This is a genomic window from Deinococcus radiotolerans (genome assembly GCF_014647435.1).
GTDB classification, from domain to species: domain Bacteria; phylum Deinococcota; class Deinococci; order Deinococcales; family Deinococcaceae; genus Deinococcus; species Deinococcus radiotolerans.
Genome location: NZ_BMPE01000001.1, coordinates 601,045 through 625,577, shown reverse-complemented (window position 1 = coordinate 625,577; position 24,533 = coordinate 601,045). Strand labels below are relative to the sequence as shown.

Genomic DNA, 24,533 nt, shown 5'->3' with positions numbered 1-24,533 from the left:
GGCCAGCGATAGGGGCTAAGGACCGGATCTGGACGCTGGCCATTGTCTCTGTCGTGGCCTAAATTTTTTAAGGCCTGACCGGTGACTCCGGACAGCCGAAAGGGCCCCGCTGTCACCAGGGGACCCCAATGGGATGCGAAGCTTATTTCAGGGTGGGGGGAATCAGGACCGTGTCGATCGGGTAGATGACACTGTTACCCGCGTCGGCGCGGCTGCTGACGACGCCGCCAGTGATCATGTCACCGCTGCGCACGCCAACCTTGTACCCGGTGCTGGCAGAATCGGACATCAGGTCGATGCTGCTGCCTTCCATGGAGCGCAGCTGCGCCACATTCAGGCCGTCATCCACGACGCGGCCGGTGACCACGTGGAACAGCAGAACCTGCTTGAGCTTGTCGTTGTCCGCCATCAGCATGTCCAGCGTGGCCTGGGGCACCTTGGCGAACGCGTCATTCGTGGGGGCGAAGATGGTGACGTCACCGGCCATCAGGGCGTCCACCAGACCGGCCTTCTGCACGAGGCTCAGGAGCGTGCTGAACTGGGGCTGCGCCAGCACCTCGGTGATGTTGGCTCCGGCCTGCGCGCTGGTCAGCGTCACGACCGTGACGGTGGCGGGTGTAGTAGGGGCGGCCGCATCCTCAACGGGGGGGGTGGGCAGCACCAGATCGGCGGGGATGAGCACCTGGTTGATCGCGTAGATGTAGCCGTTGCTGGCTTCGAGCGGCGCGCCGTCCACCATCGCCTCGTTCACCATCTGGGTGGTGCCGTCGAGTTTCAGGTTGAGGCTGGCGCCCTGCTCGCTGCGCAGCTGCGTGGCGGCGGCCACCTGATCGGCGGTGACCTTGCCCTGGACCACATGGTAGGTCAGGACGGCCTTGAGCGTATCGGGGTCGCTGGCGATGAGGGCCAGGGTGTCCGGGTCAACGGCGGCGAAGGCGTCGTTGGTGGGCGCGAAGACGGTGAAGTCATTGTTGATCAGCAGGTCGGTCAGGCCGGCGTCGCTGAGCAGGTCGCGCAGGGTGCTGAAGCGCTCATCGCTGACGAGAACGTCATACACGGTGTTGCTGGCCACGGCCGTTTCGGTCGTGGTGGCCGTCGTGTCCGTGGTGTCGGTCGTCGCCGTGGTGGTTGTATCGGTGGTGGCCGTAGTGGTCGTGGTGGTGGTGGTCGTCGTCGTCATGCCGACGGGCATGGCGGGGATGGACATGATGTCCGTCGCGGCGGGCGCGGTGCTCATGGGAGCCGGAGCGGGCGCGGGGGCCGGCGCAGGTGCGGGGGTGGTCACGGTCACGGCAGCCGGGGTGGGCGCGGCGGCCATGGCGGGCATCAGCACCGTGTCGATCACGTGAATGATGCCGTTGCAGGCCATGACGTCGGCCTTCGTGACGGTCGCGTTGTCCACCATGACCTTGTTGCCCATTTTATTGATCAGGACGCTGTCGCCCTGCGCGGTCTTCGCGGAGGACATCATCATGACCTGCTTGGCGGTGACCTTGCCGGGCACGACGTGGTACAGCAGGATGGCGCGCAGCATGGCGGGATCGTTCAGCGCGGCGGCCAGTGCGTCACTGGGGAGTTTGGCGAACGCGGCGTTCGTGGGGGCGAAGACCGTGTACTGCCCGCTCATGAGCGTCTGGGTCAGGCCAGCGGCTTCCACGGCAGTGGCCAGCGTGCTGAAGTTGGGGTCCGTGGTGACGATCTGCGCGATGGACTTGCAGGCGCCGGCGGGCATGGGGGCAGCGGGCGCACCCGCGCCTCCGGCGAGAGCGGGCGTGGCGAGCATCAGGCTCAGGGTGAGCAGACCAGTGTGCTTCTTCATGAGATCACCTCGGAAAACGGAATATTGAACTGCGGGTTTCCGTCAAACAATCTTCACCACGAGGCCAGGAAAAGCAACTTTTGGAAGCAATCTTGCAGGTCAAATAAATGAAATTGCCCTCATCTTTAGGGGCATTCTCATGCTTTATTCAGAACGTTTAGACTCTGTTTATAGTCCGGGTGACAAGACGTCGTGCTTGCATGACCGGATTTCTCTTGGGAAGAGAGTCCAGAGGCGGCGCAGGAAGGCGCGTCCACCACCCTCTGAACGGAGTCCAGGCTGACCGGGACAGGTCAATTCAGGGTATCGGTGAGGTCCACGCAGTGCCCGAAATTCACGTCACTGCACCCAGGCACTGTGCCCGAATGGAACCCCAGACGCCAGGAAGACCGAAGCAACCCCCGGTCCTGATCATGGCCGCAGACCTCCAGAATTACCGGCCGAAATACTCGCCCAGATCGGCTTCCGTGATCAGCACCTCGCGCGGCTTGCTGCCCTGATGCTTACTCACGATGCCCATCGCCTCAAGCATGTCCATGAGCTTCCCGGCGCGGGCGTGCCCGACCGACAGGCGCCGTTGCAGGCGCGACACGCTCCCCTGACCCTCCTCGATGGCGATCTGCGCCGCCTGCCGCAGCAGCGGATCACTGAAATCCATGTTCGACTTGTCGCCGCTGGGCCCGCTGGCCTCCACGCCCCCCTCGAAGTCCGTGCCGTACGCCTCCACGAACGCGTCCTCGAACACCTGACGGCGCAGCTCGTCGGCGATGCGGGCGGACTCCACCTCGCTGATGTACGGCCCCTGCAACCGGATCGGCTTCACGAGGCCCGGCTGGTAGAACAGCATGTCGCCCATGCCGGTCAGGCGCTCGGCGCCCAGCGCGTCCAGGATCGTGCGGCTGTCGTGACTGCTGCTCACCGCGAACGCGATGCGGGCCGGAACGTTCACCTTGATCAGGCTGGTCAGGATGTCCACGCTGGGCCGCTGCGTCGCCAGCACCAGGTGCATTCCGGTCGCGCGGGCCATCTGCGCCAGGCGCATGATCGCCGACTCGACCTCCTTGGGGCTGGTGATCATCAGGTCCGCCAGCTCGTCGATGATGATCACGAGGTGCGGCAGTTCCGGCTCCCCGACCTGACGCATCTTCGCGTTGAACTGCTCGAGGTTCTTCGCGCCCACCTGCGACATCATCTTGTAGCGCCGCTCCATGTGCGCCACCGCGCCCAGCAGCACGCCCGCCGCGTCCACCGGGTTCGTCACGACCGCCCGCACCAGATGCGGAATCCCGTCGTACGGCGTGAGTTCCACCATCTTCGGGTCGATCATCAGGAAGCGCAGTTCGGTCGGCAGGTACTTGAACAGCAGGCTGGTGATCAGCGTGTTCACGCACACCGACTTCCCGCTGCCGGTACTGCCCGCCACGAGCAGGTGCGGCATCTTCGCGAGGTCCCCGACCATCATCTCGCCGTCGATGCTCTTGCCCAGGATGATCGGCAGTTTTGCCCTTGAGCCCTTGAAGCTCGGCGCGGCCGCCGCCTGATGGAACGTGATCGGCTCGCGCTCCGCGTTCGGGACTTCCAGACCGATCACGCTCTTGCCCGGCACGGGCGCCTCAATGCGGACCCCGCCCACCGCCAGGGCACGTGCCAGGTCGTTGGCCAGGCCTGCGATGCGGCTGATCTTCTCGCCGGGTGCCGGCTCGATCTCGTAGCGGGTGACGGTGGGACCGCGCGCGTAATCCACCACCCGGGCCTGCAGGTTGAAGTGCCGCAGCGTCTCGTCGATCAGGCCGGCCCGCTGACGCGCTGAGATGTCCAGCGCCTCGGTGTTCTGCGCCGCCGCGGGAATGGGATCAAGCAGCGCCTCATCCGGACGGGCCAGCGGCAGCGCGCCCTGCACCGGGCGTGCATTGACCTCGCCCGTGAACAGCGGTAGCGGTGCCGCTGGGGGCGGCGTGGGCGCGCGGCGTTCGGGCTGCGGCGTCTCCCAGGGCGCGGCGACCACCGGTCCAGTGGGCAAGACCGCTGGCGTGGGTGCCGTGGAGGCCGGGCCGAACGGCAGGTCGTCATCGTCCCAGCCGCTGAACGGATCCACGCCCTGCGGTAGGTCCTCCAGTCCAGGTACGACCGGGTCGGGCCGGACCTCCGGCGTGTAGGTTGCTGCGGGCCGCTGGGGCGTGGGCGGCAGCGGCGAGGTCGGCGCCACCCGCAACGTGGAAGCGGGTGCGGTGGTCAGCGGCGTGTCGTCCCAGTCCAGCACCTCCTCCGGGGCAGAAAGAGGGGAGAGGTCTGAAGGGGTGCTGTGACCCGCCGTGGAGGCCGGTCCGGCAGCGACCGCCACACTTGGCGCCGCCTGAAGCTGGGCCGTGGTCCGGGCGGGCGGCGTCCACAGGGGCGTGGGGTCCGCGGCCAGCGCGGCGGCGGGCGCACCGAAATCGAAGTTCAGGGTGGGCAGCGTCGGCGCCTCCGGGATGGGCTGCGCGGCCAGGGTTTCAGCGCGGCGGCGGGCGTCCTCCTGCGCGCGGGCCAGCTGCGAGCGCCAGGCGCCGGGTTCTACCATCACGGCGTCCGGATCGGCACCCAGGGCCTCTGCCAGCGCCTCGGCCAGATCGGTGGGTGCCCGGTCGAACGCGGCGGCCAGGTCAGGCCAGCCCACGTAAGCCGCCGCGCGGGCCCGCCACGCGGTGAACTCCTCGGTCAGTTCCGCCCACTCCCGCGCGCGGGCCGTGTGGGCCGGCAGTTCACGCGCCAGCAGCGCCGCGTCCGGTTTCCCCAGGCCCTTCTCGGCCGCCTTCCGTTCCCGCTCCAAGCGGCCGGCCCGCTGCGCCAGCCGCTGCACTTCCAGCACCAGAGCCCGGCGCAGCCGCTCCAGCGCGGCGCTCGCCAGGGTGCTGGGCAGCTCGGCACTCAGGTCATGCCGCCCGGCGCGGATCTCGTTCGCGACGGCCTCCACCTGCGCGCCCGCCTCCGGCGCCTCGGCCCCGACCTCGGCACGCAGGTCCCGCGCGGCATTGCCGACGAACGTCCGCGCCACCTCCCGCCACGCCACGAGCTCCTTATCCAGGTTCTTCAGGCCCGCCTCGTCCAGCGCGCGCACCTCCCGGCTCGCGCCGCGCAGCTCATCATGCAGTCCAGCCAGTTCCGGCGCCTGCGGGTACAGGCGGCGCAGGCCCTCCACCTCCCGCAGCAGGTTCGCCAGCCCCTGCCGCGCCCCCACCCGCGCCCGCGCGGCGTCGCGGCCCTCCTGGCGGGATTCGATCACGCCCTGCACCTGCGCCGCGCCCCCCCCCAGCAGCACACTCAGGCCGCGGAAGAAGCCCTTGAGCAGCGACAGGGGCGCCAGACGCAACATCACCTCCACCCCCAGCGTGAGCGTCAGCAGCGGCAGCAGCGCCGCCGCGTAACTCAGGGCGCCCACCAGCGGCGCCATCGTCAGCGCCGCCAACTGCCCCGCCTGACCCGGCTGCGCCACCTCGTGCAGCGCCAGCAGGGACAGCACCACCACCGCCCCACCCAGCACCCGGCGACTCAGGTTCCCCACGTCCCGGTTCAGGAACACCAGCGTCCCGTACGCCACGGGCACCACCGGCAGCAGCGTCGCCGCCCAGCCCAGCCAGCCCACCAGCAGCGCCCGGGCCTGACCCATGATCGACTCCGAGCCCGGCTGCGCCGGCTCCATGAACACCGTCACGCCCAGGAAGATCCCGAGCGCGAACAGCACCAGGCCCAGGGCCTCTCCGTCGAACCGGCTGACCGGAGCTGCACCCCTCGAACGCGCCTTCGCCATGCCGGGCAGTGTACCCCAAAGTGCCACGCAATTCCGCACCAGCACGGCATTTCACCCTTCGCACCCCCGGCGTGGGTCATGCCAGAATGCCCGGCGTGCCCCTGCACCTCCCCGCCGCGCTGCACGCGGCCCTCTGGCAGCACGCCCGCACCCACTCTCACCAGGAGGTCGTGGGCGCCCTGGGCGGCGTGCAGCGCGGCGAAACCTGGTGCGTGCACACCCTGTACCCCCTGCCGAACATCGCGCCCGACCCAGCCCGCGAGTACCTCGCTGACCCCACGTACCTGCTGCGCGCCTTGAAGGCCATGCGCGCCGAGGCCCTGGACCTCGTGGGCCTGTACCACAGCCACCCGCGCGGCCCGGACCGGCCCAGCCGTACCGACACCCGGCTGGCCGCGTACGACGTGCCGTACCTGATCGCTGACCTGAGCGGCGGCACGCTGCGCGCCTACCTGCTCCCCGAAGTGCACGAGGTTGCGCTGCACGTCACGGACGGACCGGAGTGAGTGCCATTCACGCCCTGCACGGCTTCATCGGCAGCGGCAAGACCACGCTGGCGCGCACGTTGGAACGCGACCTGGGCGCGTTGCGCTTCACGCCGGACGAGTGGATGACCACCCTGTACGGCACCGACCCGCCCGCCGCCGAGTACCCGGCCCTGCTGGCACGCGTGCGGACCCTCATGCTCGCGCAGTGGACGCGGGCCGTCACGCTGGGCGTCCCGGTCATCCTCGACGAGGGCCTGTGGACCCGCGCCAGCCGCGACGAGCTACGCGCGCAGGCCGCCGCGCTCGGCGTGCCCCTCACCCTGCACGTCCTGCCCTTCGACCCGGTCACCGCGCGGGAACGGATCGCCGCCCGCAACAGAGAGGCGGGCGCACATTTCGTCGCGCCCGCCACCTTCGAGCTGTTCCTGCCGCGCTTCGAACCCCTGACGCCCGACGAGGAACCCCTCCAGCACGTCATCCGGTCCTGATCAGGGCAGGCGACCCACCCGCTCCAGCAGCAGGTCGAAGAACTCGGCGTCCCGGACGCCCACCGCCACCTGCGCATTCGGGGCCTGCCCGGTCACGCCGTACAGGTCGCAGACGGTGCGGCCCACGTTCAGCCCCTCGGTGGTCTCCACGCTGACGGGCATGGCCTGCCAGTCCAGCAGGTCCGGGCGGATCGCGGCGGCCACCGCCAGCGGGTCGTGCAGCGCCCCACCGTCCAGGCCGTAGCGGCGGCGGTACACGTCCGCGTAGAAGGTGAGCAGCTCGGCGCAGGCGGCCCCCGCGCGGGTCCCCAGGGCGCGCAGCGCCGCGATGCGGTCCGGCCCCGCGACCGCCTGCATGGTCACGTTCAGGCCCACCATGCGCAGCGGCACCCCGCTGGTGAACACCACGTGCGCGGCGTGCGGGTCGGCCAGCGCGTTGAACTCGGCGGCGGGCGTGCGGTTGCCCTGCGCGGTGCTACCGCCCATCCACACGACCTCCCGGATTAGCGGCGCAATGTCCGGCGCCAGCCGCAGCGCCAGCGCCACGTTCGTCAGCGGGCCGGTGGGGATCAGGGTCACCTCGCCCGGCATGGCGCGCACCGTGCGGATAATGAAGTCGACGGCGTGCTCGGCCTCCGGCGCGCGGGTGGGGTCGGGCAGACCGTCGGCGGGCAGGCCCGACTCACCGTGCACGGCCGCCGCGGTCAGCGCCGGGCGCACGAGCGGGCAGTCCGCGCCCACGTACACACCCACCCCGTCCGCCGCCGCGCCCGCCAGGGCCAGCGTCACCCCGGCGTTGCGGGTCGTGCGGTCCAGCGAGACGTTTCCGTGCACGGTCGTCACGCCCAGCACCCGCAGGTCCTCCGGGCTGCCCAGCGCGAGCAGCCACGCCACGGCGTCGTCCAGACCAGGGTCACCATCGAGAATCACGGGCAGCGGGAGTCTAGTCACGCGCGGCAGCATACCGCCCACAGAAAGGGGCGGCCCCACTGCAGGAGGCCGCCCGCCTGAACGTCAGTGTCAGGCCTGCGCAGTACCGGGCTGCTGGGGTTCCTCGCCACGGATGGTGGCGATGGTCGCCTCCACGAGCTCCGCGAAGCCACCCTTGTGCATCGCGGCGAGCAGTTCAATGGTCTTCGCGGCGTTCCCCTCGAAGGCAAAGCCGGTGTTGTCCAGCTGGCAGCCGTTCATGGCGGTGCCGTCCGTGCCCTTGTACACGAGGAGGCACTCGGTAAACGTGCAGTTCTGGAACTGGGTGCCGTCCAGTTCGATGCGCTTTTTGGTGAAGGTCTGGTTCTCGATGGTCTGCATGAGTGGACGTCCAGTGTACGCGAGGGGATGAACGGGAGGGAGCCGCCCGGTCGCCCGGCGGCCCCCTGTCCGGTGCGGGTTTACTTCCCGACGAAGACGGCGGTGGTCAGCGCGGGCACCGTCACGCTGTTCCCGCTCGCGCGGCTGGTCTTCACGGTCGCGTCGGTGCTGACGGCCAGCGCGGGGTGCAAGCTGAGGTTCAGGCCCGCGAGGGCCGCGTCGCTGAGGGTCACGCTCTGGCCGGTGGCGTTGAACACCACCACGACGTTCCGGTAGGGGTTGGTGGCACTCACGGCGCCGCTGAGTTTCATGGCGATCACGCCGGGCTGCTGCGCCGGGCCCACGTTCAGGAACGTCAGGCCCTGCTGCACCTGCGCGGCGGTGTCCATGCGGAACAGGGTGCTGGAGTACCGGACGCGGAGCATCTCGCGGTAGTGGTCAAAGGCGCGCTGGATGTCCGCCGCTGACGGTTTCAGGGCCGGGTTGCCCAGCAGGCTGCGGTACAGGTTCCAGTTCGCCTCGTTCTTCTCGGCGGGCGGCAGGCCCTTGCCGAAGCCGTTGCCCTTGCCGGTGAAGTCCAGGGTGTTGAACCAGTCGCCGCTGTTGTAGCTGTCGGTGTCGAAGCTCTTGGAGCGCAGGATCTCGTCCCCGGCGTAGCTGAACGGCAGGCCCTGCCCGAGCAGCACGACGCTGTTGGCGAGGTTCTGCATGCGGGTGCGCTGCGCGGAAGTGGCGCTGGCGGGCGCTTTCAGGAGGACCGCGTCGAACAGCGTCTGGTTGTCGTGCGCGCTGACGTACGTGATCGCCTCGCGGGGGCTGGCCGCGTACCCGGTGGGCGCGCCGTTGTAGTTCACCTCGGCGCCCTTCACGGCCTTGCCGGTCGCATCGGTGAAGCGGTAGTCGCGCAGGTTCCCGGTCAGGCCGATCCGCACCTGATCGGCGAGGCTCAGGGCCTTGGCCTTGTTCGTGTTCGCAGGTTGCCCATTGGGCAGCACGAACATCCCGGTCGCGAAGCCCTGCTCCTGCAGGCCGCCGAAGGGGCTGCCGCCACGCACCGCGTCACGCAGGCGGTCGTTGAAGGTCCCGATGCCCTGCCCGAACAGGTTCAGCTGCGTGGCGTTCGTGCCGCGCTTGTTGCCCTGCACCTCGCCGAAGTCCCAACCCTCGCCGTAGAGGTAGATGCTCTTGCCGTCCACGCCGTCTTTTTGCACGGTCAGGGCGTCGAGCGCCTTGCGGGCGGCCTGCATGTCGGCGACCATGTGGTGCCCCATCAGGTCGAAGCGGAAGCCGTCCACCTTGTAGGCCTTCGCCATCAGAACCAGCGTGTCGACCATCAGCTTGCGCATCATGACGTGCTCGGTGGCGGTATTTGAGCAGCAGGTGCTGTTCTCCACGCCGCCATTGGCGTTCAGGCGGTGGTAGTAACCGGGCACGATGCGGTCCAGGACGCTGCGGTCCGCCTGCCCGCTGGCGGCGGTGTGGTTGAACACCACGTCCTGCACGACGCGCAGCCCCATGCCGTTCAGCGCGGCGACCATGCGGCGGTACTCCAGGGTCCGCTGGTCGGGGTTCACGGCGTAGCTGCCCTCGGGCACCATGTAGTGGTACGGGTCGTAGCCCCAGTTGTACGCGTCCTGATCCTTCACGGCGCCGATGGCCTTCTGCTGCTCGTCGCTGTTCGGCGCGAACTTCGTGAGGTCGCCGGGGGACTTCCACGCGCCCTTATCCTCGCTGATGGTGGCGATGTCGAAGGTGGGGAGCAGGTGCACGGCCTTCAGGCCCGCGTCGGCCAGGGCTTTCAGGTGCTTGACGCCGTCACTGCCGGGCAGCGTGAACGCGAGGTACGTGCCGCGCTGCGCCGCCGGGACGGTGCTGTCGGCGGCGCTGAAGTCGCGCAGGTGCAGTTCGTAGAAGCTCAGGTCGCCCGCCGAACGCAGCGCCGGTTTCTTCAGGGCGTCCCAGGCCTGCGGTTTGGTGGCCGGGTCGTTCAGGTCCAGCAGCACCGAGCGGGTGCTGTTGCGCGTCAGGGCCACCGAGTACGGATCGGTCACGAGGTTCGTCTCGACCTTGCCGGTGCTGGGCGCGTACACCTTCACCTCGTACTGGTAGGCGGCGCCGCGCCAGGTCTGCGCGCCCTTGACCGTCCAGACGCCCTTCGCGTCGCGGGTCATAGGCACGACCATTTCCTGGCCGCCGGGCACGGTCAGGCGTAATTTGACGTCCTGCGCGGTCGGGGCCCATAGGCGCAGCGTGGGAATGTTCCCCTGCCACTGCGCGCCCAGCGCGCCGTCGTACGCGTAGAGGTCGTCCAGGGCCCAGGCGGTCTGCACGCCGGTCGCGTCCAGTACCGTGCCGTCCGGCATCACGCTGCTCACCGCCACCTGCCCCTGAAGAACAGACCCGACGCGCGCGGCGTCCTCGGCGCGCACGCGCAGCAGCGCGTAGCTGCTCAGGTACGGCGCCTTCGCCTTCAGGGCGGCGCTCAGGCCCCCCTCGACCTCCTCCAGCGTCAGGGTGTCTCCGCCGTCCACGCCCGCCGCCGTCAGCTTCAGGCCGCCTGCGCGCGCGGCGTGCAGGGTCAGCAGCGCGCCCGGCTGCACGAACTCCGGCTTCACGGCGATCAGGTCGCGTGACAGCATGACCGCCTGCTGGCGCGTCAGGTCGCCCACCGTGCGCACGCTCGTATCGGGGCGGGTGGTGTTCACGGCCGCGTTCCCGCTCACGATCCACGCCTGATTGCCCATCTCACTCGTCAGCACCTGATCCGCACCCGGATCCTTGTTGTCGCCGTTATGCACAATGAACCCCAGTTTCTTCCAGTCCGTCTTCATGGGAACGTCCCAGTACACGCCGAACGAATTCGTGCCCGTGGGCGTCAGGGGCTTGTCCCAGGCGACCTGGGCGGTCGTGTCCTCCCAGGCGTGCAGGCCCCAGCCGTCGTACTTGCCGTCCGGGCGGTAGTAGTTGATGCGCGCCACACCCGCCGGAACGGGCGGGTCGCTGAGCACGGCGGGCGCGCCATACGCGAAGTCGGCCTTGCCGCTAGTGACGGTCACCTCGTTCCCCTTGGTCAGGTCGGCGAACATGTCCGCGCCCGGGTCCTTCTCGTCGCCCTTGTGCACGAGGAAGCCGATCTTCGCCGCGCCGTCTTTCAGCGGCACGTCCCAGTACGCGCCGCCCGCGTCCACCCCCGTGGGCGTCAGGGGCTTGTCCCAGGCGACCTGGGCGGTGGTGTCCTCCCAGGCGTGCAGGCCCCACCCGTCGTACTTGCCGTCCGGGCGGACGTAGCGCACGCGCAGGACGTTTTTCGGGATGGGCTGCGCGCTGCTGCTGGCCGCCGGAGTCGCGGCGGGAGCGGTGGTCGCGGGTGCCGCGGCCTGCGCGACCGGTGCCTGGCTGGCGTCCACTGTGAACGGCCCGGCCTTCGCGTAGGCCACATTCAGGCTGCCGGATTTCAGGAACAGTTCACGGCCGCGGCTCAGGTCGAACCACAGGTCCTTGTCGGCGTCCTTGGTGTCGCCCTTGTGCATGATGAAGCCCAGCTTCTGCGCGCCGGGCTTCAGGGGAATGTCGAAGTACGTGCCGAAGTCGTCCTTCCCGCTCTGGGCGAGGGGCTTGTCCCAGGCGACCTGGGCGGTGGTGTCTTCCCACACGTGCAGGCCCCAGCCCGCGTAGGCGCCGTCCGCGCGCTGGTAGTGCACCCGCGCGGTGTCGGCAGGCAGGGTTGTTTGCGCCGCTGCCGAAGCAGACAGCGCGACCGTCAGGAGGGTCGCCAGTCTTTTCATTGGTATGGAAATTGTAGCGCTTCCAAACGGGAACGGGGGTGAGGTCGAGGTCATGACCTCTGGCCGGACTGGGCTGAAAACATCGGGCAGAACGCTCAATTTCTCGCCATTGGCCGGCACGGTCCGTCCCACTCCTTCTGGAAGCGTTCCACGCCGCATCAAGCTGCCTTGACCCATCCCACACGCAGCCCGACCTGCACGTCCCTACGCTGAGCCCCATGACCGGCACCGGACACACCAGCGACGAAACCCGCGACGAACCTCAGCACGACCACAGTGACGCCGAGAGCCTGCGCCATATTCCTAGCGACTACGACGACCGTGGCGTGGTGCAGGACAGCCCCGGCAACCCCGACATCGGCGTGGAGCACGGCGAACCCAACCGCCAGATGGACCCCGAGAACGACAACACCAACGACGGATAACCATACAGGAGGAGGCGGCGCGCCATCTGCACTGGCGCGCCGCGCTCTGTGCTGGGATTCGTCAGAAGCGCAGTTCCAGACCCAGTCCGGCCCCGAAGGTCCCGGCACTCGTGCCCCGCACGAAGGCACGCCAGCCCGCCGGGCCGAACACCGGGCCCCGCAGGCCCGCCTCGCCGTACAGGGCGTAGGTGGTGGCGCCACCGCTGGAGGGCAGCAGGGCCTGCCCGCCCAGCGTAGCGAACGCGTCCACCTTCGACAGGGGAATGTTCAGGTCCCGCAGCGTCAGGCCCAGCGCCACCCGGTTCGCCGAGGTGCCCGTGACGCGCCAGGACCGCTCGGCGCTGCCCTCAAGGCCCACCGTGCCGACAAACGGGATGGGCAGCAGCGCCGCGCCCGCGTGCACGCCGAAGCCACTGGTCGTGGCGTCCGCCCCGGCCCACGCCACGGCGGCAGAGGCGGGCGCACAGAGCGTTAGGGCGGCCAGCAGGGGAAGGAACCGGATCATGCGCGCAGGGTACCAACCAGGCCGGTGAGAACGTGGCGGAACGTTCAGTGCGGGCTGCGCAGTCACTTCGGCAGCCACGTCTGCCCGCCCCACGGTGCGCCGCCGCGCCCGGCCCACAGGACCGCGCCGCCCAGCACCAACGAGGCCGCGCCGAGCAGCCACAGCGGCCAGGACAGGCCTAGGCCCACATGCATCACGCTCCGGGACGGCTGCTGGGGGTCGTAATGCACGGGGACCGATTGCCCCACCGGGTACTGCGCCAGCACCCGCCGCGCGCCCCGCAGAGACGTGGTGTTCAACCGGAAAAAGTTCAGTCGCTCGCCGCTGTACATCTGGTCTGCTACTCGGTAGGTGTAGTTCACCTCTGGCCGCCAGCCGCGCCGGTCTGCGAAACGGCCCCCCGGTACGGCCTGCGCCCGCGTGACCGTGCCGGTCGCCACCGGCCAGCGCGCCGCCCGCAGGGATTGCCCCGACTGCCACACCCCGGAGCCCAGGAGCAGCGCCCCGACGAGCAGCAGGAGCAGGGGCACGGCCGGGTAGCCAGGGCGGGGACGGCGCGGGGGACGGGACATGTCCCGCAGTGTCGCTGCCGCTCCTGCGGGCACGGTCCGGGTTGGGTCGGGACGCCTTCATGAACGCGCTGCGGGCGTCAGCCGTCCAGCCGGACCTCGGCCACCTTGGCGAGCATGCGGAACGTCTGGAACAGGTGGTACGCGTCCGGGCTGTGCCAGCCGACCGTGACGGCGTCCACGCGGGTCACGCCGGGCACGCGCTCACCGGCGTCCGCGCGGGCCTGATGGTTGAAACTCACCTGCGCGTGCGCGGGCCAGCGGGTCACGTAGGGCGCCGCGTCGCCTGCCGCCTCCACCGCCCGGCGCGCGCCGTCCCGGATGCGGCGCTGCGCCTCGCGCGGGTGCAGGTGCGCCGCCGCGAAGGCACTCAGGCCCTCCTTCACGGGCACCGTGACCACCCCGGCGCCCAGTTCCGCCGTGATCTCGCCCATGGCCACGTCGTCCCCGGACGCGAACAGCACCGGCACGCCGTAATGCCCGGCCAGCAGGGCGTTCAGGCCGTACTCGCCGGTACTCACGCCGTTCACGACCACGTCCCGCACGAAACCGTTCCAGGTGTGCGCCAGCGGCCCGCGCACGCTTCCGGCCCGCGCGTGGTACCCCACGAACAGCAGGCCCACCACCCCGGGCTCCTGCACGCCCTGCACCATGCTCAGCGGCTTGTCGTTACCGCTCGTGAAGCGCACCCCGTCCGGCAGCAGCTCCGGGATCAGGTTGCGCATGGTGTCGTGACTGTCGTTCACGAGCACGTCGGTCGCCCCGGCGTCCAGCGCGCCCTGCGCGGCAGCCGCCGCCTCTAGCGTCATGCGCTCACGGGCGCGTTCGTACTCCGCGCTGCTCACCAGACCGCCGAATTCCGGGGGGCTGACCTGCACCCAGCTCGAGACTCCGGTCACGCCCTCCATGTCCACACTGATCACCACTCGCCGCTCGGTCATGGCTGGCAGCCTACCAGCGGGCCGGGGAGGGCGTGCGGAGCGTGACCTGCGGCGGCCCCGGCGCGGTGCGGGCGTGTTAGCCTCATTCGTTATGAGCCGCGTGCCCCTGAAATCCGCCCGTGAAATCGAGATCATGCGCCGCGCGGGCGCGCTCGTCGCCGACACCTTCCGTGTCCTCGCGCCGTACGTGAAACCCGGCGTGACCCTCAAGGAACTTGACCAGCTGGCCGAGGAGCACATCCGCAAGGCCGGAGCGATTCCCGCGTACCTGGGGTACGGCCCGAAGAACAACCCCTTCCCCGGCACGATCTGCGCCAGCGTGAACGAGGTCATCTGCCACGGCATCCCCGACGCCCGCGAACTGAAGGACGGCGACATCATCGGCGTGGATATTGGCGTGCTGCTCGACGGCTACTACGGGGACGCCTGCACCACCTACACGGTCGGGCAGGTCAGCGCGGAGGTGCAGGGCCTCGTCGACACCACCCGCGAGTCCCTGAAGGACGCGCTGGACCTCGTGAAACCCGGCGCGCGCCTGGGCGACATCGGCCACGCCATCCAGAGCCTCGCCGAGGGCCGTGGGTACGGCGTGGTGCGCGAGTACACCGGGCACGGCATCGGCAAGCGCCTGCACGAGGAACCCACCGTCCTGCACTACGGCGCGCGCTACACCGGCCTGAAACTCCAGCCGGGCATGGTCTTCACCATCGAACCCATGGTCAACCTGGGCCGCCCCGAGACGCGCCTGCTGGCCGACGGCTGGACGGTCGTCACCGCCGACAGCAGCCCCAGCGCGCAGTTCGAGCACACTGTCGTCGTCACCGCGAAGGGCCATGAGATCCTGACGGTGTGAGAAGGCCCACCGCGCCGAACCCCCCGAAATTCCCGCGTGGCGGCGTCCGCGCGCCCAGCCCCGACCAGATCGAAGACGAGGCGACCCTGCGCGGCGCGCTATTCGAGGGGGACTGGCCCGCCCTGGCCGCGCTGCACAGCGTCACCTTCGCCGGGTGCGTGTTCCGGCGCGTGAACCTGACTGGCAGCGTCTGGGAGCGCGTGCGTCTGCTGGACGTCCGCTTCGAGGACTGCGACCTCAGTGGCGCGCGCTGGACGGACGTGAGCCTGGAGCGCGTGGAGGTCACGGGCTCGCGCCTGCTGGGCCTCCAGGCCGCCGGCGTGCGGCTGCGGCACGTGCGCCTGACCCGCGTCCACGCGCCCCTGAGCGTCTGGCAGCGTGCCGACGCTGCGCATCTACACCTGAACGGCTGCGACCTCAGCGAGGCCAGTTTCATGGAAGCGAACTTGCCCGGCGCGGTCCTGCGCGACTGCCGCCTGCACCGCACCGACCTGCGCGGCGCCCGGCTGGACGGCGCGGACCTGCGCGGCAGCGCCCTGGGTGGCCTGCGCGCCGGGGCCGCCGACCTCCAGGGCGTCACGGTGGAAGCCGCGCAGGTGCTCGACCTCGCTCAGCTGCTGGGCGTGCAGGTCGAGGAACTGCCCGGCGAGGCGTAGGCCGCCGGTTACACACAGCGGTGTCCAGTTCCACCCTGGGGCCAACGGCACGCCCTTCAACTCCACTTCCACCCGCTGGGGTCAGCGGCTTCTCGCGCTGCTCGGTTCAGGAAGACTGAGAAAATCCCTCAGGCTCCCTGAACACCGTTGTCTCGCCTGCCCCTCAGCTTTCCAGCGCCAGCCAGGTGTTCGGCCCGACGATCCCGTCTGCCGTTAGGTTTCTGCTGGCCTGGAAGGATTTCACGGCGCTCTCAGTGGCGGGCCCGAACGCGCCGTCCACTGTGACCGCGTATCCGCGCGCCGCGAGCTGTCCCTGCGCCGCCTGCACCGCCGGGCCGCTGTCACCCTGGCGAACCGTGCGGATCAGGCGTTCCCAGGTGGCCGACCCGATCAGGCCGTCCGGTGTGAGGCCCGCCCCCGACTGGAAGGCGCTGACGGCGCTGGCTGTACCGCTGCCGTAGCTGCCGTCTGCCGTCAGGGTCTGCCCGGCGGCGATCAGCAGGCGCTGCGCGCTGCGGACCCGCTCGCCGGTCATGCCGGTCTTCGTGGTCGGCCAGATGCGCACCTGCACGCCCAGGCGCGCCGCCACGTCCGCGCGCAGCTGCGGCAGTTTCGCGTACAGCACGTCGCCGGGGCAGTCGGTGCTGTTGAAGTCCCGGTGCCCGTACAGTTCCGTGGCGGGAATGCCGTACTGCTGGCACAGCCACGCGCACAGGCCCACCAGCGCGCCGTACTGCCCGGCGGGCGGCGAGACCGTCATGTACGTGCCCTCGTTCTCGATGCCGACCGCCACGTCGTTCTGCCCGTCGCAGTGGGCGCCCTGCACGTGCTGCGTGCCGCCCTGCGCGGCTTCCAGGCTGCGGTGCCGGCCCTCCAGGACGTACCCGCCCCGGCTGACCGTGAACTGCTGCCCGGTGTCGATCCACCCGCGTGAGAAGTGACTCTGCTGGATGCTCCGCGCCAGGCTGAACGCCTGCGCCTGCGACAGGTCGGTGGTGTTCGCGCTGGCGGTGTGGTGCACCAGGATGCGGGTGGGGCGCGCCGCGAGCAGCACGATGGGGGACTTCGCCGGTTGCGCCAGCCACGTCGCGCAGCCCGAAATGCCCGGCGCGGCCACCGCCAGCGCGTTCAGCCGTTCAGGCACGCGCGTCAGGGGCACACCGCAGCCCGCCAGGACGGCACTGGCACTCGCCAGCAGCCCCAGCCGCAGGACATCGCGCCGGTGCAAGGTATTCATCGTTTCCTCCGGGGGGCGAAGGTGGCGTACGGGGCGCGCGGCCGGGGCTGAGCGGACGCCGTACAGAGCGCGGGGCCGGGTGTGCTAGAAGCCGCGCTGCCCACCCGGGACCAGGTGATATCCCCGGACACAGTCGCCGGCGCGGGGCGTGGAGGCGTCAGGGGGACCGGGCCCATGGCCTGACCGGGGATCAGCCGTGTCGTCATGGTCAGTTCCACGCGCAGTGCACGTGGTTGCTGTGCCCGCCGGTCGGATCGTGGTACGCGTCGAAGGTCTGCCCCGGGTCGCTGCCCGCCGCAATGCAGGCGTTACGTGCCGCCGTGTGCGAGCTGTTCGGGCTGCTGAGGCTCACGCCGTTCCAGATGCCGATATCGAACGCCAGCCCCGCGTAGTGATCCGAGTACGTGGAATGCACGCCGCCCGCAATGGAGGTCACGTAGAAGCTGTTGCTGCGCGACAGGTCGGACATGCCCTGCAACATGCTCTTTTTCAGGTACACGGTCAGGCCGCAGTTGGCGTTACTGGCGCAGCCGCGCGTGGCGGCCTTCCCGGCGGCCGTGTCCAGCAGGTTCTGCCGGGGGCTGCCATTCGTGGTGCTGCTGCTGGTGCCCAGTGTCACGCGGCTGGTGTTCAGGATGCTCTGCGCGAGGCTGGCGGCCGTGCTCGACCCGCCGGTGCTGGCCCCGGTCACCAGGGCGTTCCAGGTGTTCAGGCCCACCACGCCGTCCGCGCTCAGGCCGCGCTTGCCCTGGAAGTCCCGCACGGCGCTGTCAGTTGCCGGACCGAACGCTCCATCCACGGTCACGCCCGTGTAGCCGTACCCGCTGCGCAGTTGATCCTGCACGGCGCGCACCGCATTGTTGTTGTCGCCCTGGCGGACAGTCACGATCAGCTTCTCCCAGGTGTTACCGCCCACGATGCCGTCCACCGTCAGGCCGTTTGAATTCTGGAAGGACCGCACGGCGCTGTCCGTGCCGCTGCCGAACGCGCCGTCCACGCTCAGGGTGTAGCCACGGTGGCGCAGCAGGTACTGCAGGGTGACCACGTCGCGGCCACTGTCCCCCTGCCGCAGCGCCTGCCACGTCAGGACGGACTGCGCGCCCAGGGTGGGGGATGGCGAGAGGGTGGCGGTGGGCGCCGTGGGGGCGGCGCAGCTGGCCAGGAGCACGGTGAGAAGCAGGGGAAGACGGACGCTCATGGGGACCTCCGGGCACGCGCGAAAGGAAGAGGGACCGTTCGGGTGAACGATCAGGAACCCGTGAATTGACGCGTGACCCTGAATGTAGCGCTTCCATGCCCCCGGCAGACCGGGTGGTGGTGCACACCAGTTCCCAGTAGGGTCACCCCCGGCCAAACAGCACCGGGGGAGTCCGGGAACGCACCCGGCGGGTCAGCGCGCCTTGAGCAGCTCCCCATGCGGCGCCCCGAAGCGGTCCCGCAGGAAGTGCCCCTGCGTGAGCAGCCGGTCGGCGGCGGCGTGGTCGTGGCGCAGCAGGTCATCCAGGCCCTCGTTCAGGCGCTGAAGCTGTTCACGCAGCAGGCCCTCGGGGTCACGGCCCTGGGCGCGCAACTGCTCACGCCCGGCGGGCGTCAGGTGCAGGTACGCGCGCAGGGTCTCCGGGAGGTATTCCAGCCGGATCTGCGAGAGCAGCGTCCGCGAGCGTTCCTCGGCAGGTGGGGGGGTGTCCTCCAGGCGGCACAGCAGCGCCAGCGCGAACAGCCGGTGCGGTTCCGGCAGGCGCAGCGCCAGGGTGGGCGCGTCGTCCCCGGCACTGCCGCTGTACGGGGCGGGTGCGGGCAGGGCGGGGTGCTCCTGCGTCACGCGGGTGGGCAGCAGGCCCCGGCGCAGCGCCTCGCGTTCGAGTTCGTGACGGTGGATCATCTGGCGGCGCAGCAGCGGAAAACCGAACACGCTGCCGAAGAACAGGACAGGTACAACGATTGCTTCAAGGTCCATGGGGGTCACCTCCGGCAGGGCAGATGCGGGCACTGTACCCGCCGCGCATGAGGGCCTCGTCCCCCGAAAGGCGGACGGGCGCGGCTGGCCCGTACAATCGGCAGATGACCGAAGTTGTGGACGGGGTGACGTCATCAGCGGCGTGACCTTCAAGGGGAAACGGCCCCGTGAACTGGCGCAGGACGCCGCCGTGAGCGTGCGTGGCGTGCGCAAGAGCTTCCGCTCGCCGGGCGGCGCAGAGACGCGCGTGCTGGACGACATCGACCTCGACATCCGCCGCGGCGAGTTCTTCAGCCTGCTGGGCCCGTCGGGCTGCGGAAAGACGACGCTGCTGCGCATCCTGGCGGGCTTCGAGAGTCCGGACGCGGGCGCGGTGCTGATCGGCGGGCAGGACATGACCGGCGTGCCGCCCCACCGGCGGGACGTGAACACGGTGTTCCAGAGTTACGCGCTGTTCCCGCACATGACCGTGCAGGATAACGTGGCCTTCGGGCTGCGCATGAAGGGCGTACCCGCCGCGCAGATCCGCACGCGGGTCATGACGGCCCTGGAGCGGGTGCGCATCGCGGACTTCGCCGCGCGCCGCCCAGATCAGCTGTCCGGCGGTCAGCGGCAGCGGGTGGCGCTGGCCCGCGCCATCGTGAACGAACCGCAGGTGCTGCTGCTGGACGAACCGCTCTCCGCGCTGGACCTGAAGCTGCGCAAGGAGTTGCAGGTGGAACTCGCCAACCTGCAGGAGAGCTTAGGCATGACCTTCGTGTTCGTCACCCACGACCAGGAGGAGGCGCTGGTCATGAGTGACCGCATCGCCGTGATGAACCGCGGGCGCGTCGAGCAGCTGGGCCGCGCCGAGGAACTGTACGAGCGCCCAAGGACGGCGTTCGTGGCGAACTTCCTGGGCAGTAGCAACCTCATCCCCGGCACGGTCCTGACTGTGGACGGCCACGAGGCGACCGTGCAGACCGAGCACGGCCCGCTGCGCACCACGCACGGCGCGGGCCTGCGCCCCGGCCAGAGTGTCACGCTGTCCGTCCGCCCCGAGAAACTGCGGATGGAACGCGACGACCTGGCCGTGGGCAACGAGATCCGCGCCCGCGTGGACGACATCGTGTACACCGGCGCTGAGAACCAGTACCTCCTCCAGGCCGGCGGGCAGCAACTGGTCGCCTTCCAGTTGAACGCGGACATCGGCGCGGACGAGGACTTCGACTACGACGAACAGGTCGCCCTGTACCTCCCACCCGACAACCTCGTCGTGCTGGAAGAAGCGTGAGGGGGGTTGAAAGTAGGGGGTTGATGGTTGATGGAACGCTCCTCTATCAACCATCAACCTTCACCCATCACCGCACCGAAGGTGCACTGTGCTGACGGTTCGTCGCTTCTTCGCCACGCTGGGGCCGGGCGTGCTGTGGCTGACCGTGTTCCTGATCGTGCCTGCGCTGGTGATGCTGGGCTACTCGTTCCTGACGCGCACCGATCTGGCGCAGGTGGGCGCCCCGTGGACGCTGGAGTCCTGGCAGCGGGTGTTCGGCTACGACGCGCTGTTCCAGGAGTGGACGGGGGACAACGTGCGGGTGCTGTGGCGCAGCGTGTGGGTTGCCACGCTCAGCACGGCGCTGTGCATGCTGATGGGGTACCCGCTGGCGTTCTACATCGCCCGGCAGGACGCGCGGCGCAAGAACCTGCTCCTGCTGCTGCTGATCATCCCGTTCTGGACGAACTTCCTGATCCGCGTGTACGCCTGGATCCTGATCCTGCGCCCGTTCGATCTGGTGCCCAGCCTGACCGCCACGCTGCTGGGCATGGTGTACGCGTTCGTGCCGTTCTTCGTGCTGCCCGTGTACTCCAGCGTCGAGAAGATCGACTGGCGCTTGCTGGAAGCCGCCGATGACCTCGGCGCGCCGCCGGTGCGGGCGTTCCTGAGCGCCGTGTTCCCGCAGACCCTGCCGGGCCTCGTGGCGGGCATCCTCCTGACGTTCATTCCTGCGCTGGGCACTTTCGTCGTCAGCGACATCCTGGGCGGCGCGAAAACGGCCCTGGTGGGGAACCTCATCCAGAACCAGTTCGGGCAGGCGGGCGACTGGCCGTACGGCAGCGCCCTGAGCTTCCTGCTGATGGGCGCCGTGTTGCTGGGCCTGTGGGCCTACGCCCGCGTGGCCGGTCAAAAAGGCCTGGAGGAACTCGTATGAGGCTGCGCCAGTTGAAAGTTGATAGTCGATGGTCGATGGATTACCTATCAACCATCAACTATCACCTGTTGGCGGCCCGGAGGGCCTCATGATGCGGCGGACGCATCCGGCGCTGAGTGCGTGGGCGTGGCTGGTGTACGCGTTCCTGTACCTGCCGATCATTGTGCTGGTGGTGTTCTCGTTCAACGATTCGCGCTTCGGGGCGACGTGGGCGGGCTTCACGACGAAGTGGTACGGGGTGCTGTTCGCCCGCGCGGACGTGCGCGAGGCGCTGGCGCACACGCTGGAGATCGCCCTGATCAGCACGCTGGTCAGCACGGTGCTGGGCACGCTGGTGGGCCTGGGTCTGTGGCGGTACACGCTGCGCTTCCGCACGGCGCTGACGGGCCTGCTCGTCCTGCCCATCGTGGTGCCGGACGTGGTGATGGGCGTCAGTCTGCTGATGTTCTACTCGTTCGTCCGGCAGGGCCTGGAACGCGCCGGGTGGACCTTCGACAATGGCTTCTGGACGGTGCTGCTGGCGCACGTGACCTTCCAGATCAGTTACGTGGCCCTGACGGTGCGCTCGCGGCTCGCCGGGTACGGCCCGGAACTGGAGGAGGCCGCCCGCGACCTGGGCGCCAGCGGCTGGGAGTCGTTCCGGCGGGTGGTGCTGCCGCTGGCGATGCCGGGCGTGCTGGCGGGGGCGCTGCTGGCGTTCACGCTGTCCCTGGATGATTTCGTGGTCACGTACTTCACGAGCGGGTCGGGCTTCAGCACGCTGCCCGTGCTGATCTACACGAACGTGAAGCGCGGCGTGACGCCGGACATCAACGCGCTGAGTGCGCTGCTGGTGCTCGTGACAGTCGTGGCGATCGTCGCGGCGAACGCGCTGCTGCGTCCCCGGAGGGACGCGTGAAGCGGGCCGCGCTGCTGGCCGGTGCGGGGCTGCTCCTCCTGAGCGGCTGTTACCGCGTGCAGAAACCCGCGCAGGCCCAGCCGGGCGCGGCGGCTCCCGTCACGCGCGGGGACGGCAAGACGCTGCGCGTGTTCATCTGGTCGGAGTACATCGACCCCGATCTGGTGAAAGTCTTCGAGAAGGCGAACGGCGTGCGGGTCGTGCTCGACACCTTCGAGAGCAACGAGGCGATGCTCGCCAAGCTCCAGGGGGGCGGGGCGCAGTACGACCTCGCGGTGCCCAGCAACTACGTCGTGCAGACCATGGTGCGCGCCGGACTGCTCCAGCCGCTGGACAAATCCCGGTTGCCGAACCTGAAGAACATCGCGCCCGGCTTCCTGAACGCCGACTACGACCCGGGCAACGTCTACTCCGTGCCGTACCAGTACGCCGCGACCGGACTGGCCTACAACCGCGAGCGGTACGTGCCGCAGGACACCTGGGCGGAGATCTTCGGCGCGGACGACCGCCGCTCGTTCGTGCTGCTCGACGATCCGCGCGAGGTGATCGGCGCGGCCCTGAAGTACCTGGGCTTCAGCGCGAACACCACCCGCGTCGAGGAGCTCCGCGCCGCGCGCGACCTGCTGCGCCGCGTGGTGGCGAAGAAGGGCTTCCAGGGCTTCGACGGCGGCCCCGGCACCCGCAATAAGCTGCTGGCAAAGACCGTGGACCTGGGTCAGATCTACGTGGGTGACCTGCTGATCGCCACCGAGGAGGACGAGAACGTGCAGGTGCTGTTGCCCCGGCAGGGTACCACCATCAGCATGGACACCCTGGTCGTCCTGAAACGCAGCCCCAACCCCGCGCTGGCCCACCGCTTCATCGATTTCATCCTGGACGCGGAGAACGGCGCGCAACTGAGTAACTACACCTACTACGCCACGCCGAACGCCGCCGCCCGCCCGTACCTGGACGACTTCCTGAAGGACATCCCCGCGCTGAACCCGCCCGCCGCGTGGCTCGCCGACGGCCGCCTGGACTTCATCGGTGAACTGCCAGCGGGGCGCCCGCAGCGGTTGTACGACCGCATCTGGACGGAACTCAAGAGCCGCTGAGGCGCAGGGAGCGTGGCGTTGGCCTTGCGTGGCACGTGGCGCTCGCCTACGGTGGCGCCATGACTGACGCGTCTGCTGTAACCGTCCGGGCCGCGACCCGCGCGGACATTCCGGCCATCACGGACATCTACAACCACGCGGTTCTCCACACGACCGCCTCGTACGACCTGGAACCTGTCACGCTGGTCTCCCGGCAGGACTGGTTCGACGAGAAGACCGCGCACGGCTGGCCCGTCTGGGTCGCCGTGACCGCTGAGGAGGTGGTGGGCTGGGCGACCTTCGGGCCGTTCCGCGCCAAGCCCGGGTACCGCTTCACGGCCGAGCACAGCGTGTACGTCCGGGACGGCCTGCGGGGGCGCGGCGTGGGGCGCGCCCTGATGCTCCCCCTGATCGCGGAGGCCCGCGCGCGTGGCCTGCACTCGCTGGTCGGCGGAGTGGACGCCGAGAACGCTGGGAGCCTCGCTTTCCATGAGCAGTTGGGCTTCGAGCGGGTCGCGCACTTCCGGGAGGTGGGGCACAAGTTCGGCCGCTGGCTGGACCTCGTGTTTCTTCAGCTGCAGCTGGGCGCGTAGGCGTTCTGGCGGGCGCAGCGGCCTGGGCTCGGGTGTACGCTGGGGGCATGATTGACCTGGGGCCGCTGGCCTGGATGGTGCATGTCGCGGCGGCGTTCGCCATCGCGTTCTTCGCGCAGTCGGTGTTCGGTCCGAAGGGCCGCGAGGCGCGGGTGGTGATCCGTGCGCTCATTCCCGTGGTGGTTCTGACGCTGCTGGGCGCCGAGTGGTTGCCTCACCCGGTTGCGGGCATCCTGATCGGGTACTTCGGGTCGCGGGCCTTTGGCCGCTGGGGCTCGTCGCGCGGTGGTCTGCTGGCGGCGCTGGCGGGAGCCGCTGTGCTGATCGGGCTGGGCGCGTCATGGCTGATGTTCCCGCTGTTCTTCATGGCGCTGGGCTGGCTGGCGTCGGGCGGCCCGGCGCGCGGGGGGCGTCGGGAGCGGCGCGCGGCGCGTGAGGAGCGTCCCGCCGAGCTGCCCGCCCAGGTGAGTGGCACGCCGGTCCCGGTGGCCCAGACGGCCGTGGTGGGGGAGGGGCCGCTGGCGGCCTATCTGGCGGACGCGCGACTGCCGGCCCAGGCGCGCGCGCAGCTGGTGGCGCTGAACCTGCGCACGCAGGAGGCGCTGGCGCTGCTGAAGGATCAGGGTCTGGAGGGCACCGAGGGGTTCTTCGTGGCCCGCGCGATCCGCGAGGAGTACGCGCCGGAGGCGGTGCAGGCGTACCTGAAGCTGCCGCGGTCGCTGGCGGATACCGGCGTGATTCAGGATGGCAAGACCGGTGCGGCGCTGCTGACCGAGCAGCTGGAACTGCTGCTGGACGGCGTGCAGGACATTATCGCGGGGTCGTTGCAGTCGGGTGGGCAGGCGCTGCTGACGCATGGGCGGTTCCTGCGCGAGCGCTTCGCGAAGGCCGAGCAGGAGTTGCGGGTGCCGGTGATGATCCCGGTGGCAGACAAGGTGAAGTGACGCCCGGCTGCATTA

Annotated in this window: 22 protein-coding genes; 11 read left to right on the top strand and 11 right to left on the bottom strand. The window is 69.6% G+C overall.

Annotated elements, in window-relative coordinates; all coding sequences use genetic code 11:
* Window positions 1-142 precede the first annotated feature (142 nt).
* Window positions 143-1,819 (bottom strand): fasciclin domain-containing protein, encoded by a 1,677-nt coding sequence (locus IEY63_RS03020; protein ID WP_189067460.1) that lies wholly within the window; start codon window positions 1,817-1,819, stop codon window positions 143-145.
* Window positions 1,820-2,252: 433 nt separating this feature from the next.
* A complete protein-coding gene (locus tag IEY63_RS03015) occupies window positions 2,253-5,606 on the bottom strand; it encodes a DNA translocase FtsK (RefSeq protein ID WP_189067459.1) in 3,354 nt (1,117 codons plus the stop codon).
* 86 nt (window positions 5,607-5,692) lie between these two features.
* Between IEY63_RS03015 and IEY63_RS03010 the strand changes: the two genes are divergently transcribed.
* Window positions 5,693-6,112, top strand: coding sequence for a M67 family metallopeptidase (locus IEY63_RS03010; RefSeq protein ID WP_189067458.1), 420 nt, complete (start codon window positions 5,693-5,695; stop codon window positions 6,110-6,112).
* Window positions 6,109-6,582 (top strand): P-loop nucleotide/nucleoside kinase family protein, encoded by a 474-nt coding sequence (locus IEY63_RS03005; RefSeq protein ID WP_189067457.1) that lies wholly within the window; start codon window positions 6,109-6,111, stop codon window positions 6,580-6,582. The genes IEY63_RS03010 and IEY63_RS03005 overlap by 4 nt, the downstream gene beginning before the upstream one ends.
* Here the strand turns inward: IEY63_RS03005 and IEY63_RS03000 are convergent, their stop codons facing one another.
* The 3 genes from IEY63_RS03000 to pulA all read right to left on the bottom strand — a co-directional run bounded on the left by IEY63_RS03000 (window position 6,583) and on the right by pulA (window position 11,678).
* Window positions 6,583-7,545 (bottom strand): nucleoside hydrolase, encoded by a 963-nt coding sequence (locus tag IEY63_RS03000; RefSeq protein WP_189067456.1) that lies wholly within the window; start codon window positions 7,543-7,545, stop codon window positions 6,583-6,585.
* A 57-nt stretch (window positions 7,546-7,602) separates the two neighbouring features.
* A complete protein-coding gene (locus IEY63_RS02995) occupies window positions 7,603-7,893 on the bottom strand; it encodes a hypothetical protein (RefSeq protein WP_189067455.1) in 291 nt (96 codons plus the stop codon).
* Between the two features lie 80 nt (window positions 7,894-7,973).
* Window positions 7,974-11,678 carry a pullulanase-type alpha-1,6-glucosidase gene (gene pulA, locus IEY63_RS02990; RefSeq protein WP_189067454.1) on the bottom strand — a complete coding sequence of 1,235 codons (3,705 nt, stop codon included), beginning with the start codon at window positions 11,676-11,678 and terminating at the stop codon, window positions 7,974-7,976.
* A gap of 218 nt (window positions 11,679-11,896) precedes the next feature.
* Between pulA and IEY63_RS02985 the strand changes: the two genes are divergently transcribed.
* On the top strand, window positions 11,897-12,103 hold the full coding sequence (locus tag IEY63_RS02985; RefSeq protein WP_155297515.1) for a hypothetical protein: 207 nt from the start codon (window positions 11,897-11,899) through the stop codon (window positions 12,101-12,103).
* A 61-nt stretch (window positions 12,104-12,164) separates the two neighbouring features.
* On the opposite strand, the gene IEY63_RS02980 is transcribed toward IEY63_RS02985, so the two are convergent.
* The 3 genes from IEY63_RS02980 to IEY63_RS02970 all read right to left on the bottom strand — a co-directional run bounded on the left by IEY63_RS02980 (window position 12,165) and on the right by IEY63_RS02970 (window position 14,118).
* A complete protein-coding gene (locus IEY63_RS02980) occupies window positions 12,165-12,608 on the bottom strand; it encodes a hypothetical protein (protein WP_189067453.1) in 444 nt (147 codons plus the stop codon).
* A 62-nt stretch (window positions 12,609-12,670) separates the two neighbouring features.
* Window positions 12,671-13,180: a DUF3592 domain-containing protein gene (locus tag IEY63_RS02975; RefSeq protein ID WP_189067452.1), complete on the bottom strand. Its 510-nt coding sequence runs from the start codon at window positions 13,178-13,180 to the stop codon at window positions 12,671-12,673.
* Between the two features lie 77 nt (window positions 13,181-13,257).
* Complete coding sequence (locus IEY63_RS02970) at window positions 13,258-14,118, bottom strand: M55 family metallopeptidase (RefSeq protein WP_189067451.1); 861 nt, start codon at window positions 14,116-14,118, stop codon at window positions 13,258-13,260.
* Between the two features lie 91 nt (window positions 14,119-14,209).
* Here IEY63_RS02970 and map point away from each other — a divergent pair, with 91 nt between their 5' ends.
* Complete coding sequence (gene map / locus IEY63_RS02965; protein ID WP_189067450.1) at window positions 14,210-14,971, top strand: type I methionyl aminopeptidase; 762 nt, start codon at window positions 14,210-14,212, stop codon at window positions 14,969-14,971.
* Entirely contained in the window at window positions 14,968-15,627 is a 660-nt protein-coding gene (locus IEY63_RS02960; RefSeq protein ID WP_189067449.1) for a pentapeptide repeat-containing protein, read from the top strand. Before map ends, IEY63_RS02960 begins: the two co-directional genes overlap by 4 nt.
* Before the next feature lie 163 nt (window positions 15,628-15,790).
* Here IEY63_RS02960 and IEY63_RS02955 read toward each other — a convergent pair whose 3' ends face one another.
* The 3 genes from IEY63_RS02955 to IEY63_RS02945 form a co-directional block, all read right to left on the bottom strand.
* The gene (locus IEY63_RS02955; RefSeq protein WP_189067448.1) at window positions 15,791-16,864 is read right to left on the bottom strand and encodes a peptidoglycan recognition protein family protein; all 1,074 of its coding nucleotides are present in this window, start codon (window positions 16,862-16,864) and stop codon (window positions 15,791-15,793) included.
* Between the two features lie 208 nt (window positions 16,865-17,072).
* Window positions 17,073-18,062, bottom strand: a complete 990-nt coding sequence (locus tag IEY63_RS02950) for a peptidoglycan-binding domain-containing protein (protein ID WP_189067447.1) — start codon at window positions 18,060-18,062, stop codon at window positions 17,073-17,075.
* A 192-nt stretch (window positions 18,063-18,254) separates the two neighbouring features.
* A complete protein-coding gene (locus tag IEY63_RS02945; protein WP_189067446.1) occupies window positions 18,255-18,821 on the bottom strand; it encodes a hypothetical protein in 567 nt (188 codons plus the stop codon).
* Between the two features lie 142 nt (window positions 18,822-18,963).
* On the opposite strand from IEY63_RS02945, the gene IEY63_RS02940 reads away from it, so the two are divergent.
* The 6 genes from IEY63_RS02940 to IEY63_RS02915 all read left to right on the top strand — a co-directional run bounded on the left by IEY63_RS02940 (window position 18,964) and on the right by IEY63_RS02915 (window position 24,518).
* Window positions 18,964-20,094, top strand: coding sequence for an ABC transporter ATP-binding protein (locus IEY63_RS02940; protein WP_229784445.1), 1,131 nt, complete (start codon window positions 18,964-18,966; stop codon window positions 20,092-20,094).
* A gap of 88 nt (window positions 20,095-20,182) precedes the next feature.
* On the top strand, window positions 20,183-21,010 hold the full coding sequence (locus IEY63_RS02935) for an ABC transporter permease (RefSeq protein WP_229784444.1): 828 nt from the start codon (window positions 20,183-20,185) through the stop codon (window positions 21,008-21,010).
* 88 nt (window positions 21,011-21,098) lie between these two features.
* Entirely contained in the window at window positions 21,099-21,908 is an 810-nt protein-coding gene (locus IEY63_RS02930; RefSeq protein ID WP_189067445.1) for an ABC transporter permease, read from the top strand.
* On the top strand, window positions 21,905-23,002 hold the full coding sequence (locus IEY63_RS02925; protein WP_189067444.1) for a polyamine ABC transporter substrate-binding protein: 1,098 nt from the start codon (window positions 21,905-21,907) through the stop codon (window positions 23,000-23,002). The genes IEY63_RS02930 and IEY63_RS02925 overlap by 4 nt, the downstream gene beginning before the upstream one ends.
* 59 nt (window positions 23,003-23,061) lie before the next feature.
* The gene (locus tag IEY63_RS02920) at window positions 23,062-23,574 is read left to right on the top strand and encodes a GNAT family N-acetyltransferase (protein WP_189067443.1); all 513 of its coding nucleotides are present in this window, start codon (window positions 23,062-23,064) and stop codon (window positions 23,572-23,574) included.
* A gap of 47 nt (window positions 23,575-23,621) precedes the next feature.
* Window positions 23,622-24,518 carry a hypothetical protein gene (locus tag IEY63_RS02915; RefSeq protein ID WP_189067442.1) on the top strand — a complete coding sequence of 299 codons (897 nt, stop codon included), beginning with the start codon at window positions 23,622-23,624 and terminating at the stop codon, window positions 24,516-24,518.
* Window positions 24,519-24,533: the final 15 nt, after the last annotated feature.

Coding starts and splice junctions, on each gene's coding strand:
- IEY63_RS03020 (WP_189067460.1), bottom strand. CDS start 1,819: ATGAAGAAGCACACTGGTCTGCTCACCCTGAGCCTGATGCTCGCCACG.
- IEY63_RS03015 (WP_189067459.1), bottom strand. CDS start 5,606: ATGGCGAAGGCGCGTTCGAGGGGTGCAGCTCCGGTCAGCCGGTTCGAC.
- IEY63_RS03010 (WP_189067458.1), top strand. CDS start 5,693: ATGCCCGGCGTGCCCCTGCACCTCCCCGCCGCGCTGCACGCGGCCCTC.
- IEY63_RS03000 (WP_189067456.1), bottom strand. CDS start 7,545: ATGCTGCCGCGCGTGACTAGACTCCCGCTGCCCGTGATTCTCGATGGT.
- IEY63_RS02995 (WP_189067455.1), bottom strand. CDS start 7,893: ATGCAGACCATCGAGAACCAGACCTTCACCAAAAAGCGCATCGAACTG.
- pulA (WP_189067454.1), bottom strand. CDS start 11,678: ATGAAAAGACTGGCGACCCTCCTGACGGTCGCGCTGTCTGCTTCGGCA.
- IEY63_RS02985 (WP_155297515.1), top strand. CDS start 11,897: ATGACCGGCACCGGACACACCAGCGACGAAACCCGCGACGAACCTCAG.
- IEY63_RS02980 (WP_189067453.1), bottom strand. CDS start 12,608: ATGATCCGGTTCCTTCCCCTGCTGGCCGCCCTAACGCTCTGTGCGCCC.
- IEY63_RS02975 (WP_189067452.1), bottom strand. CDS start 13,180: ATGTCCCGTCCCCCGCGCCGTCCCCGCCCTGGCTACCCGGCCGTGCCC.
- IEY63_RS02970 (WP_189067451.1), bottom strand. CDS start 14,118: ATGACCGAGCGGCGAGTGGTGATCAGTGTGGACATGGAGGGCGTGACC.
- map (WP_189067450.1), top strand. CDS start 14,210: ATGAGCCGCGTGCCCCTGAAATCCGCCCGTGAAATCGAGATCATGCGC.
- IEY63_RS02955 (WP_189067448.1), bottom strand. CDS start 16,864: ATGAATACCTTGCACCGGCGCGATGTCCTGCGGCTGGGGCTGCTGGCG.
- IEY63_RS02950 (WP_189067447.1), bottom strand. CDS start 18,062: ATGAGCGTCCGTCTTCCCCTGCTTCTCACCGTGCTCCTGGCCAGCTGC.
- IEY63_RS02945 (WP_189067446.1), bottom strand. CDS start 18,821: ATGGACCTTGAAGCAATCGTTGTACCTGTCCTGTTCTTCGGCAGCGTG.
- IEY63_RS02930 (WP_189067445.1), top strand. CDS start 21,099: ATGATGCGGCGGACGCATCCGGCGCTGAGTGCGTGGGCGTGGCTGGTG.
- IEY63_RS02920 (WP_189067443.1), top strand. CDS start 23,062: ATGACTGACGCGTCTGCTGTAACCGTCCGGGCCGCGACCCGCGCGGAC.
- IEY63_RS02915 (WP_189067442.1), top strand. CDS start 23,622: ATGATTGACCTGGGGCCGCTGGCCTGGATGGTGCATGTCGCGGCGGCG.